The following is a 12124-nucleotide window of genomic DNA, read 5'->3' on the forward strand; positions in this document are numbered from 1 at the left end:
CACTGGCAGCCAAGGGTTAAGAAACCGTCGGCTGTGCAGAGGTCATTCGGTTGGAACATTGGCGTTTCGCCCGGCCAGGACCACGCTGATCGTGTAGGCGGATTTCGGAGTCAGCCCGGCCATGATCCCTGCCGCGGCATCGGGTTTCATCCGGGCCAGGAACCCGGCCGCAAACACCGGGTCCATCTCTTCGAAAAGCGCCGCCGCTTCCTTGGATTTCATGGTCTCGTAGACTTCTGTCAGGCGTGACAGATCACCCTCTGCCGCGCTATCGGCAAGCGCGATGGTCTCGCGCAGACGTTCCTCCGCCTGCTGCAAGGCGGTCATTCTCTTGCCGATCTGCTCATCGGCGACCGACAGGGCCTGCATCCGGTTGCGCACCTCCGCCTCACGCTGCACAAGCCTGTCTTCGCGCGCGCGGAACACGCCGAGCAACTCGCGCATGTCCTCGGGTGGCTCACAGTTTGCGGGCTGCGACAGTTCCGTCCGCTCGCCGGAGGGTGGGTCGCTTTCCTTTGCGATTGCCTGCCCCGCTTCTGTGCCCAGCCGGATGAGGGCCGACCCGACAAGAAGCAAGGCAATCACCATCAGGCTCCCTTTGCCCGGGCGACGCCCACTTGTCTTCTTCGGCGCCTTGGTCATTGCCGATTGGTCCGGCTATTGGCGTTGTGTCGGAGAAACATCGCCTCCGGCGGAGACGGCTCCGAAGGGGGGGGCGGATGCTTCTCACCCGCCTCCGGGTCGGGCAGGTCGTGCATCGACGCCACAAGAAGTTCGAGCCTTTTGGCCACATCCTCCGCACGTCCCGTCAGTTCGTTGAGCGATTCGGTCGATGCATTGGCGGTCTTCCGCGCCGCGGTCAGCGTCTTGGTCAGATCGTCCACCTGAGCCGAGAGAACGGCAACCGCCCCCCCAACGCCGTTTTCCAGATCGTTGAAACGCGAAAGCCGCCGGGCCAGAACAAAACAATAAAGCCCGGCACCAAGCGCACCGGCAACGAGCAGGGTATCGGCGATCAAATCCATTCTGGCCTCTTTCAGTTCAACACGAATTCCATGATGAGCAGATCACGTACCCGCGCCTGCCCGGTCACGATCTGGATTCGGCGCAGCATCTGCGCCCGCAGGCGGGTCAGGGCCGCCGTCCGCTCTATATCGCCGGGTTCCAGTGCTCCGAGATAACCGTTGAGCACGTCCACAATCCGGGGCAGGACCGATTCGACCTCTCTGCGGTATTCTGACGGAACCTCCAGCTGGGCGCGGAACTTCAGATGACGGCTTAGCGAATCACCACGGAGCGACACGATGATCGTCTCAATCGGTACGAACGCCATGTCCGGCAACGGCTCCGTGGGGATCGCATTCGGCGATTCTTCCACCGCTCCCACGGAGGCGCCGTCCGCAAACATCCCCATTCCCGAAAGGGCTCCGGAATAGACCGCATAGAACCCCCCACCACCGCCCACGATGGCAAGAATCAATCCGGTCAGAAGTGATCGCCGAGAGAGGTTCCTCCCCGCCTTGCCACCGTTTTCCTCTGATGTCGCAGCCTCTGCCATACTCGCATCCGAATTTTTTGCTGCCCCCTCTATAGACCGACAGAAACTAACTGATTGTTAAGCCTGACCGGAGAATGATGACCCAAACCGGGCAGAAGGTCCGGTGTGACGGAGGATTGTCGTGCAGCAGATTCTGAATGTGTGGTCCGCCCTGAACATGCGCCGCCGCGTGATCGTCCTGGCCGCGACCATCGCGGTTTTTGTGGCGGTATTGTCACTCACCCGTATGGCCACAACACCGGGAATGGCCCTGCTCTACAGCGGATTGGAAAGCGGCCCCGCCGGTGAGGTCGTGCGCGCGCTGGAACAGCGCGGCGTGTCCTTTCAGATCCGGGGCGGCGCGATCTATGTCGATTCGTCACAACGCGACGCGTTGCGCATGACTCTTGCGAGCGAGGGACTCCCTGCCAACACAAACAGCGGATACGAACTGCTCGACACGCTCTCGGGGTTCGGAACGACCAGCCAGATGTTCGATGCCGCCTACTGGCGCGCCAAGGAGGGGGAGCTTGCAAGAACGATCACCGGCAGCCCCCGCATTACAGGTGCACGCGTTCATATCGCCAACACCAACTCGAACCCTTTCCGCCGCGACGTGACCCCCACGGCCTCCGTTTCCGTCACCACCGCTGGCGGTCCTCTCTCCGCCGAGCAGGCGCGCGCATTCAGATACCTTGTGGCCTCGGCGGTCGCCGGGCTCGCGCCGGAGGACGTGGTCATAATCGACGGTATCAACGGGCTGATCGGCAAGGGGGATGAAACCCCTTCGGCCGCCGCCGGGCTCGATGACCGCGCAACCCGGATGCGCGACCGGGTGCAGAATCTTCTCGAAGCGCGCGTGGGGCCCGGCAATGCCGTTGTGGAATTGAGCGTCGAGAGCGTCACCGAAACCGAATCGATCCGCGAACGCACTTTCGACCCCGCAAGCCGCGTCGCCATAAGCACCGACACCGAAGAACGGTCCACCAGTTCCCGGAACTCCGGTGACAATGGTGTCACAGTTGCGTCGAACCTGCCGGATGGCGATGCCGCCAAGGGCGAAAGCTCAACCAAACAGGACAGCGAAACACGCGAACGGGTAAACTACGAGGTCTCCGAGACAGAACGCGAAATCACTCGTGTGCCCGGCGCCGTCAAGCGCCTGACCGTTGCCGTTCTTGTCAACGCAACGCAGGAGGTGAACGCCGACGGCGAAACGGTTTTCATTCCCCGCCCGGAAGAGGAGCTTGCCGCGCTCAGGGAACTGGTCGCCTCTGCCGTGGGCCTCAACGAGGCGCGCGGCGACGTCATCACGCTGAAATCCATGGCCTTTGAACCCGTCCTGCAAGAGGGGACAGCCGCCACGACCTCCCTGCTCGACAGGGTTTCGCTTGACCTGATGTCTGTCATACAGACCGCGGTGCTTGCGCTGGTCGCTCTTTTGCTGGGGCTTTTCGTCGTTCGGCCGCTCCTGACCCGCTCCGCCGCCGATGCGTTGCCCGCGACGGCCGATCCCGCGCGCCTTGGATCGTGGGCCGCCTCTGAACAGGACGGCGCCGAAGGCTCCGACGCCCTGACCGGAGAGGTGGACGATGGCGCCTTTGACTTCTCGACGGCAGGCGATCTGCCCGAGCTGAATTTCAACACCAACAGTGATTTTGACGCGCTCGGTGCCTCCGATGACTCCCGCGATCCGGTGGACCGTCTGCGCGCCCTGATCGGTGAGCGGCAGGAGGAAACGGTCGAAATCCTCCGCAACTGGCTTGAAGACCGAGAGGAGAATGCCTGATGAGCATTGCCCACCTGCTCGAAGATTTCAGCACCCCCACAGCCGATACCCCAACCCACGCCGAAACGACGGGGGACGCTGACATGCTCGCCTCCTTCGAACAAGGCTACAAGGCCGGCTGGGATGATGCGATCAAGGCATCCAGTGAAGAGCAGGCCCATATTGCCGCCGATCTTGCCCGCAACCTTCAGGATCTGTCCTTCACCTATACGGAGGCGTATGTCGCAATGGCGGCGGCGATGAAACCCGTTCTGGAGCAGATCGTGACGAAGGTGCTACCGCCCATTGCTCAGGCATCGCTTGTTCCCCGGATCGTCGAACAGCTTGAGGATCTGTGCAAAGGCGCCACCGATGTCACCGCCGAGATCGTAGCCGCCCCCGGCACCGCCGAAAGGCTGAGCGCGTATCTCCCCGGATCGATCTCCATGCCGGTCGAAATCCTCGAAGACTCCAGCCTGACCGATGGCCAGGCCTTCATTCGTCTGGGAACCCGAGAGAAGCAGATCGCGATGGACGATGTCCTCAGCGGCATCGAAGAGGCGATCGCCGGCTTCTTCCACGAAACCGAGAAAGAGGCACGTCATGGCTGATACCCCTGCCGGCAAAACCGATCGCCCCGAACTCTCGGGGCCATTCAATTCGGTCCCGATCGAGATCACGATTTCCGTCGGACGGGCCCGACCGCTGATCGGGGATCTGCTCAAACTCGGAGAGAACGGCGTGCTCACACTCGACCGGCGGGTCGACGATCCGGTGGAACTCTACGTCGGGGACAAGCTAATCGCGCGCGGCGAGCTGGAGGAGCTCGATGGCGCGCAGCAGGGGCAGCTTGCCGTGCGCCTGACCGAAGTGGCCGATCTTCAGGGCGGGCTTGAATGATCGGGCGCGGCCCCGGTCCGGCCGCTCTCGCGCTTCTGGTGCTTGTGCTGGCCTCCGGTCCGGTGGCGGCGCAGGACGTTTCGGTTTCGCTGGGCGATGATGGGTCCCTGACGGCGCGCGGCATACAGCTTTTCGTGCTGATCACCCTGCTCAGCCTCGTGCCGGGGCTGGCGATCATGATCACCTGTTTTCCCTTTGTCGTGACCGTCCTGTCGATTCTGAGACAGGCTATCGGATTGCAGCAGTCGCCGCCCAACATGTTGATGGTGAGTCTGGCCCTTTTCCTGACGTATTTCGTGATGGACCCGGTGTTTCGCCAGTCCTGGGAGATGGGTGTCAGCCCGCTTCTGAACGAGGAAATTGCCGTTGAAGAGGCGTTCCAGCGTACGCTCGGGCCGTTCCGCACCTTCATGGCCGCCCGGCTCGACCCCGACACGTTCGAGGCGCTGGCCGCACTTCGCCCCGATGTCGCGGGCACCGCCCCCGCCCCCGACGCCCCGCTTTCCGTTCTGGTACCGAGCTTTCTTCTGTCGGAGATTGCGCGCGCCTTTCAGATCGGTTTCCTGATCTTCCTGCCCTTCCTGATCATCGACCTCGTGGTCGCGGCGATCCTGATGTCGATGGGGATGATGATGGTGCCCCCTGCCATCGTTTCGCTGCCGTTCAAGCTCGCCTTCTTCGTCGTCGCCGATGGCTGGAGCCTGATTTCCAGCGCCTTGGTACGCAGCTATTTCTGATCGCGTTCCTGTCCATTGAAAGCGGCTGATCCCCTCCCGTGCCCAGAAGGCTCATGACCACCGAAGGGCCTCGCGGGATCAGCGCACCAGAAATTCCGCATGCAGTGCGCCAGCGGCCTTGATGCTCTTGAGAATGTCGATCATGTCGCGCGGGGCGACACCAAGAGCGTTCAAACCGGCCACCACCTCGCTGAGCGATGCGCCCTCGGGAACTTCCGCAAGCCCCACGCCTTCTTCCTCGATGATTTCCGCATCGGTGCGGGGGACCACGACCGTGCGCCCATCGGAAAACGGGTTTGGCTGCACCGCCAGCGGCCGCTCCTGAATCCGGATCGTCAGATTGCCCTGTGACACCGCCACGCGAGAGATCCGCACATCATCGCCCATCACGATCGTACCGGACCGCTGATCGACGACAACGCGGGCCTTGCGTTCCGGCTGCACGAGGATGTTCTCGACCCGTCCAAGCGCATGGGCGGGTGATCGGCTTTGCGTGGCCGCGATGTCGAGATGCACCGTGCCCGCATCGAGCATGACAGAAACGCCCCGGCCGAAATCCCTGTTGATCGCGCGTTCGATCCGTGCCGCCGTGGTAAAATCGGGTTCGCGCAGGGCCAGACGCAGGCTGGTCAGGGAGGTAAAGTCGAACTCGATCTCGCGCTCGACCCGGGCCCCTGCCGGGATGACCCCTGCGGTCGGCACCCCCTGCACAACGCCACCGGCATCGCCTTGCGCTGCCGCGCCGCCCGCAATCACCGTGCCCTGCGCCACGGCATAGATCCGTCCGTCCGCCGCATTGAGCGGGGTCATCACAAGCGTTCCGCCGAGAAGGCTCTTGGCATCGCCAATCGCCGATACGGTCACGTCGATCCGCCCCCCGGCCCGGGCAAACGGTGGCAATGCGGCGGTCACTAGGACGGCAGCCACGTTCTTGGGCCGAAACTGCTCTCCGCTCACATTGACGCCCAGCCGCTCAAGCGTGTTGGACATGATCTCTTCGGTGAACGGCGCATTGCGCAGCCCGTCACCGGACCCGTTGAGCCCGACCACAAGGCCATATCCGAGAAGATCGTTGCCGCGCACCCCGTCAAACTCCACCAGATCCTTGATCCGGATCTGGTTGGCAGTGGCAGACCCGGCCAGAAGCAAGGTACACAAAACGGTGGCCAGCATCCTGAATGTCTCATTCATCGCATGAAATCCGTAAGTGACAGGCGCGAAAGGCGCACGGTGAGCGTATAGAGTGTCTCCAACTGCCCTTGGACATTCTTCAGTTCAGTCGCGGTCTCATAGGGATCTGCGGACGCCAGATCGGACCGGGCAATCTCAAGGCTGCTGCGGGCAGCGGCATTGCGGGTCGAAATTTCCTCGACCCGCGCCTCGACGAAGCCCAGATCGGCACGCATGGCCGTGAACCCGTCTTGCGCGCCAAGCATCTCCGACCCCGCGCGGCGCAGCATATTGAGCTGCCAGTCCTTGCTGTAGCCCAATGCCGTGTCCCCGGCGAGCGCCGCAACCGCGGTCATGCGCAGCATGTCGCGGATTTCATCGGCATCCGCCCGCAGGTTCACCGTCACCGACTGCGATTCGCCAAGCTGAAACGGAGAGAGCGACTCACCCGCGCCGCGATATCCCGTTGTTTCGAATCCGCCGCCGGGTGCATGGAACCAATCGTCGATCGCATCGAGAACATCCGATTCCGTCACGGCCCCCGCCACCGCACCCCGCAATTCGTCCAGCATCGCATCGCCATCCAGAAGCGGCGCCCGATCGGTGGCCACGCCGGAAAACAGGCTCCGTCCCGCGATGTCCGTATTGAGCCGCGACACCAAGGATCGAAACGTATCGGCCGCCGCTGAAGAGGCGTTGCGCACAACGCCCGGCAAGGGGGATTCCGTCGCCGTCATCAGATCGGAACCAAGCTGCGCGGTGCTGTCCTGAACCTTTCCGAGAACCGATTGCATCGCGCCGGTGAACAGTCCGGCCTCCTTGGTGGATTGCTGGTATCCGTCCAGAAGACTCAACGATCTCTGGATATCGGAGAGATAGGAGTAATCCCCGGTAAGCGCATCGGCCAGATCGCTCTTCTGTCCTGTCGTCATCTCCTGCGTCAGGCGCATCATGTCCTGCTTGAGAAGCCCGTTATGCCGGCGCAGGATGAACTGCGTCGATAGGTCTCCGATACTGATCATCGTCATGGTTAAATCCTCAGAATGGCCTGCATCATTTCATCCGCCGTCTGGGCCACCCGCGCATTGGCCGCATAGGCATTCTCGATCATCATCAGGCGCTGCATCTCCTGATCCGTGTCAACGCCATCGGCCAGTTCCAGATCGCGCAGCGCGGACCTCTGCGCCGAGGCAAAGCCGAGCGCCCGATCCCCGGCGAGCCGATCCGCCCCGATCTGCGACAGAAGCGATGCGGAAAGCCCCGCAGCGCTCGTCGCGCCCGCGCCAAAATCGCCAGAGGCCGGCACCCGCTTGTCGGACATGGCCGCCGACATTGACTGAAGCAGCGTCGCATCCCCGGTATTGCCCGGCCCCGCCGCGCCAAGCCCGTCACGCAACCTCCAGAAGTCCCCGTCGCCGGCGGGGCTGACCCTGGTGTTGACGGCGATACGACCGGCAAGCCCGGTCTCATCCGCCGGATCGAAAGCCAGACCCCGATCCGTGAACAGCCCCGCGTCGCCCGCCCCGAGCGTGGGATCGACCGACGGGGTTTGAAACCGCTCCACCAGATCCCGCGCCACGGCGTCGATCTGTTCCTGCGTCTGCACGGCAAGCTCGTCGCGGATCTGGAATTGCGCCGAAAGCGCGCCGCCCCGCAGGGCGCCGTTGTCCGCGCCCGTCCGCACCGCGATCCCGTTGATCGAAAGCCCGGACAACAGACCGCTCTCAACGGTCATATATGGCATGATGGTCTGCGTGCGATCGAACTCGACCTCGACCGCCCGACCATCCAGCAAGATCGCACCCCCCGTGGAATAAAGCGCGACCTGCCCCCGATCACGGTCCACCTGGCGGACCGGCACAATCTCGGCGATGCCATCAACCGCTTTCTGCCGCTGATCGAGAAGGGCCGATGTGTCCCGCCCCGAAATCTGGGCCGCCGTGACCCTCGTGTTGATGTCGCGCACCTGCCCCAGCAGCCCGTTCAGTTGTTTGACCATGGCATCGATCTTGGTATCCGCAGACTCGCGCATGTCCTGCAAACCGTCGGAGACGCGCGCCAGCCCGGCCGCCAGATCCGAGGCCCGCGTTGCGACCCCCTCCAACCGTGAGACGGACTCCGGCAAACTCGCGGCGGAAACAAGACTGGCCTCGAAGTCCGCCATCTTGTTCGACAGCGCATGCGGGTCCGTCGGCACTCCGAACAGCCCTTCGAGACGAGAGTGAAACCCCGACAGCATGTCGGCATTGGCGTGGCCCGCATCCGCAAGCCATCGATCGGCCAGCACCCCGGCATCGACCCAGCGCGACACCCCGTCGATCCTGACGCCGCCATAGCTGCCACCAACGCGCGACGACAGGTCGAGTTCGCGCCGCCCGTATCCTTCCGTCATGGCGTTGGCCAGATTCGAGGATACAACATCGGCCGCCCGTGCCGCAGCGTTCAGCCCGGACATCGCGTTGGAGAGAATCCCGTTGATACTCATGCCCTTACCTTTCGAAATACCGGATCAGCCGTCAGAGGCTCAGCGTTTGATGTTGGTGGTTTCCTGAAGCATCTCGTCCACGGTCTGAATCACCTTGGCGTTGGAGCTGTAGGCGCGCTGCGTCTGGATCATGTCGGTCAGTTCGCCCGCCACGTCGGTGGCCGATTCCTCGCGGGCGAAGGCCACCATGTCCCCGGTTGGCCCGTCCCCCGCATCCCAGAGGTAGAAGGGCCCGCTTTCAAGGCTTGGGATATAGGTCTGATGGTCGAGCGACACCATGCCATTCGGATTGGGGATGTCGGCGAGCGGAACCTGATAGATCGTCCGTGTGATGCCGCTGTCGAAATAGGCATGAACAAATCCGCTCGCGTCCACCTCAACGCCCGTCATGTTTCCCACGGGAGAGCCATTCTTGGTGATCTGAAGCGGGGCGAACCCATTGGACAGTTGCGTCAGGCCATCGTTGTCTCCGATATGGCCGATTTTCACTTCCAACGGCCCGTCATCGGTATTGACGACGACTGACCCGCTGTCGGGATCATACGCTCCGCCCGTCGTCGCCGTGACAGAGGCGAGCGTGCCGCCATCTGTCCGTCCGTCGTTGAAACCGACAATGTATTCGCCAACCACGGCGTCGTTGGATGCGCTGTCGCGGATGATCATCGTCCATTCATTCGCCGTTCCGGCGGCCGGCACCGTCGGCACAAACTCCACGTTCAGGCTTTCGGAGCGTCCGAGATTGTCGAAATATTCCACCGACAGGCTTTCCGGTTGGCCCGCGCTTCCGGCTTCCGTGGCGGTCGCGGGCACGTTCACGCCAAGGTTGACCCTCGTCGTCGGCTCCCCGACAAGCTGGTTGGAGTTGATCTGGACCGGCACCAATCCGTCGCTTGTATCCCGCGGCATCGTCGGGGTCGTCCCGTCAGGATTGGACGCCCAGCCCATCAGCACCAGCCCGGAACTGGTTGTCAGATAGCCTTCCGAGTCGGTTCGAAACGATCCTGTGGTCGACAAGAGCATCTGGGGATTGGCTTTGCCGGCCTTGACGTCCGACACGACGGAAACCGGCATCATGCCGCGACCGCGCACCGTGAGGTCCGTGGCGTTCCCGGTGGACACGAGCGGGCCGCGCTGATCAATAAGTCTCTGATTGGAGGCCCGGACACCGCCGGCGGAATAGCTCACGCCGCCCCGGCTCGAAATCACCATGGAATGGAAATCCGATTCCACCCGCTTGTATCCGAAGGTGGAGGAGTTCGCGATATTGTCGGAGATCGCGGCAAGGCGGGTGGCATTGGCCGAGAGCCCGGCCACTCCCGCGTTGAGCGAGGATGAAATCGTCATGAATACGCCTTTCTGCTGCATCGACCTGTTTCGACGCAACAGATACCGCGCTCCGCTTTAACAGCAGCCTAACAAATCAAATCCGATCTACTCTCCCCGGTTGCTGCGAAGGATCACGATCTCGATCCGGTTGTTGCGAATGTCCATCGGGATGTCGGTGACCGCCTTGCGGTCGGCATGGCCCGTCACCCGCGAGATCCGCTCGGCTGCGGTGCCGTGGGTTTCCAGAAGGCGGCGCACCGTATCGGCCCGCGCCAGTGACCGCCTCCAGACCCGGGGTTCGGCAACCACGACCGGCTCCGCCCGCATGTGCCCGCCAATCGCCAGCTTGTTCGTCACAAGCTCGGCCACATCCGCGATCATCCGTACAAGATCCACCAGAATCGGACGGGGCGCGTCGTCGTGTTCCGAGAAAAGCGCCCCATCCTCCACGTCGAACAGTTCGATCACCAGCCCCTCATCCGTCACCCGCGTCACAATGTGCTTGAGCGCGTTTTCCGTCACCAGGCTTTCGCCACCGCCGCCGATCAGAAGATCCTCCACCTTGGCGAAAAGCGCATCCTCCTCTGCCTTTTCCGCCGCTTCTTCGGGCCCGGCGCCATCCTTCTGACCGATCGGCCCATCGCCGTCGCGCTCAAGCTGATCCACCGGCGGCACCCCGCCCGTGCCGTTCTGCATCGCGACCTTGTCCTCGAAGATGGTCTCACCACCGAACATGCCGTCCCCACCGCCGGACACGCGCACAATCGGCACCGAAGGATTGAAATAGTCCGCAAGACCCTTGCGTTGTTGTTCCGTTGTCGCGTTCAGCAGCCACATCAGAAGAAAGAACGCCATCATCGCGGTCACGAAATCGGCATAGGCAACCTTCCACGCCCCCCCGTGGTGGCCGCCGCCAGCGACGATTTTCTTTCTCTTGATGATGACCGGCGCCGCATTGGACTGCGCTGCCATTTCCACCACCTGTATCTCACCCACCCTCTGATCTAACGGGCAGGGATTACCGTGGCCTTAACGCTTAAACTTGTCGCAACACCGCTCAGGGAAAGACCTCGCGCAAGCTGGCCTCCGCCCGCGCCTCGAAGGCGCGAAGCTCCGCGTCAAGCTCCGCCCCTGTCGGCTCGGGCCAGTCGCCATGCGCCACGAACCCCGCCTGCCGAAGCGCCGCGCCCGTCCGCCCCAGATCGAGAAGCGTCATCACCTCGTTGAACTGCACCTTCTCATCCGCGCGGAACCAATAGCGCAGGCAGGTCTCCACGACCGTGGGGCACACCCCCGCGAACCGATCCAGATGCAGCAGGAAATCGTCGATGATATGTCCCGGTCGCCGCGTCAGGATCGCCACCCGGCACTCCGGCGCGATCACGAAAGCCGCCAGATGCAGCGCCGAATTGTCGGTCGAGACGATGACCCGCGCCGCCTTGTAACGCGCAAGCTGGGTCTGAAGATCGTGTTCCTGCGGATGGAAGATCTCATAGCCTTCCCGCGCCATCCGCGCCTCGATCACATCCTCGAACAGCAGCCGCCCGCGTTTGCGAAACAGCCGCGAGCGAGAGATATAGAGCTTCTCCGGCCCGTCCGGCACCACCCTCTGCCGCAGCCGCGACTCCGTGAAGGCGCGAAACTCCGGGCATCCGGCGATCAGGCCGCCGACGCCGAACCCCTGCGGCGGCACGATGAGCCGCTCCACGAGCGTCGGCTCGGAAATCGCGGTCAGCGGGGGCATCGGGCCAAGCGCCTCCATGATCGGGCGAAGCTGCCGCAGGCTCCGCATGGGCCAAGTCAGCCGCTTCTTGGGCAGGAACAGAACCTCGTCCACCGGCCCCGCATGATCCAGCGCCCAGAGCCGCGCGGTCGATTCGCACAGCGCATGACCGAAATGCCCATAGGCCAACCCGGCATAAAGCACCGTGCCCGACAGCTCTCCGGTGATCTCGGCGGGCTTGGGAAACGCCGGCTCCAGCGTCGTGGGGCGGCTCTCGGCGCGAAACGCCTGCCCCGCCCGGCAATAGCGGCCATCGGCGTGAAACACACCCGCGGGCCGGGCAATGCCTTTCCGGCGCCCTTCGCCCCACGGCACGACCACCGCGTTCTCAAGAACCTCGATCCGCCCGGCCAGCGGGGCATCCGGGTCAAAGCCGTGTTGCATCCGGGGCCTGCGCGATTGTTCCGTTCGCGGTGAT

The 12124-nt window shown here is 63.3% G+C and carries 13 protein-coding genes; 4 read left to right on the forward strand and 9 right to left on the reverse strand.

Annotation, left to right across the window (positions count from 1 at the left end; translation table 11 throughout):
• Positions 1-42: 42 nt before the first annotated feature.
• Genes BMW66_RS01280 through BMW66_RS01290 form a run of 3 tightly spaced genes read right to left on the reverse strand, consistent with a single transcriptional unit; the run spans position 43 to position 1558 of the window.
• Positions 43-642, reverse strand: coding sequence for a MotE family protein (locus tag BMW66_RS01280; RefSeq protein WP_093114819.1), 600 nt, complete (start codon positions 640-642; stop codon positions 43-45).
• On the reverse strand, positions 639-1025 hold the full coding sequence (locus BMW66_RS01285) for a hypothetical protein (protein WP_093114820.1): 387 nt from the start codon (positions 1023-1025) through the stop codon (positions 639-641). The genes BMW66_RS01280 and BMW66_RS01285 overlap by 4 nt, the downstream gene beginning before the upstream one ends.
• An 11-nt stretch (positions 1026-1036) precedes the next feature.
• Entirely contained in the window at positions 1037-1558 is a 522-nt protein-coding gene (locus BMW66_RS01290; protein ID WP_093114821.1) for a flagellar basal body-associated FliL family protein, read from the reverse strand.
• 121 nt (positions 1559-1679) lie between these two features.
• Between BMW66_RS01290 and fliF the strand changes: the two genes are divergently transcribed.
• Genes fliF through fliP form a run of 4 tightly spaced genes read left to right on the forward strand, consistent with a single transcriptional unit; the run spans position 1680 to position 4942 of the window.
• Complete coding sequence (gene fliF, locus BMW66_RS01295; protein WP_093114822.1) at positions 1680-3326, forward strand: flagellar basal-body MS-ring/collar protein FliF; 1647 nt, start codon at positions 1680-1682, stop codon at positions 3324-3326.
• Positions 3326-3916: a FliH/SctL family protein gene (locus BMW66_RS01300; RefSeq protein WP_093114823.1), complete on the forward strand. Its 591-nt coding sequence runs from the start codon at positions 3326-3328 to the stop codon at positions 3914-3916. The genes fliF and BMW66_RS01300 overlap by 1 nt, the downstream gene beginning before the upstream one ends.
• A complete protein-coding gene (locus tag BMW66_RS01305) occupies positions 3909-4205 on the forward strand; it encodes a FliM/FliN family flagellar motor switch protein (RefSeq protein ID WP_093114824.1) in 297 nt (98 codons plus the stop codon). Before BMW66_RS01300 ends, BMW66_RS01305 begins: the two co-directional genes overlap by 8 nt.
• The gene (gene fliP, locus BMW66_RS01310; RefSeq protein ID WP_093114825.1) at positions 4202-4942 is read left to right on the forward strand and encodes a flagellar type III secretion system pore protein FliP; all 741 of its coding nucleotides are present in this window, start codon (positions 4202-4204) and stop codon (positions 4940-4942) included. The genes BMW66_RS01305 and fliP overlap by 4 nt, the downstream gene beginning before the upstream one ends.
• A gap of 78 nt (positions 4943-5020) precedes the next feature.
• Here fliP and BMW66_RS01315 read toward each other — a convergent pair whose 3' ends face one another.
• The 6 genes from BMW66_RS01315 to BMW66_RS01340 all read right to left on the reverse strand — a co-directional run bounded on the left by BMW66_RS01315 (position 5021) and on the right by BMW66_RS01340 (position 12090).
• Positions 5021-6115, reverse strand: a complete 1095-nt coding sequence (locus tag BMW66_RS01315; protein ID WP_093114826.1) for a flagellar basal body P-ring protein FlgI — start codon at positions 6113-6115, stop codon at positions 5021-5023.
• A 14-nt stretch (positions 6116-6129) separates the two neighbouring features.
• Positions 6130-7140: a flagellin gene (locus BMW66_RS01320; protein ID WP_093114827.1), complete on the reverse strand. Its 1011-nt coding sequence runs from the start codon at positions 7138-7140 to the stop codon at positions 6130-6132.
• A 2-nt stretch (positions 7141-7142) separates the two neighbouring features.
• The gene (gene flgK / locus BMW66_RS01325; protein ID WP_093114828.1) at positions 7143-8597 is read right to left on the reverse strand and encodes a flagellar hook-associated protein FlgK; all 1455 of its coding nucleotides are present in this window, start codon (positions 8595-8597) and stop codon (positions 7143-7145) included.
• Between the two features lie 39 nt (positions 8598-8636).
• Complete coding sequence (locus BMW66_RS01330) at positions 8637-9941, reverse strand: flagellar hook protein FlgE (RefSeq protein WP_175483129.1); 1305 nt, start codon at positions 9939-9941, stop codon at positions 8637-8639.
• Positions 9942-10028: 87 nt separating this feature from the next.
• Positions 10029-10895: a flagellar motor protein MotB gene (locus BMW66_RS01335; RefSeq protein WP_093114830.1), complete on the reverse strand. Its 867-nt coding sequence runs from the start codon at positions 10893-10895 to the stop codon at positions 10029-10031.
• A gap of 85 nt (positions 10896-10980) precedes the next feature.
• Positions 10981-12090, reverse strand: a complete 1110-nt coding sequence (locus BMW66_RS01340; protein WP_093114831.1) for a glycosyltransferase family 61 protein — start codon at positions 12088-12090, stop codon at positions 10981-10983.
• Positions 12091-12124 lie beyond the last annotated feature (34 nt).

Origin of the sequence: Salinihabitans flavidus (assembly GCF_900110425.1) — a bacterium.
In the GTDB taxonomy this organism is placed as follows: domain Bacteria; phylum Pseudomonadota; class Alphaproteobacteria; order Rhodobacterales; family Rhodobacteraceae; genus Salinihabitans; species Salinihabitans flavidus.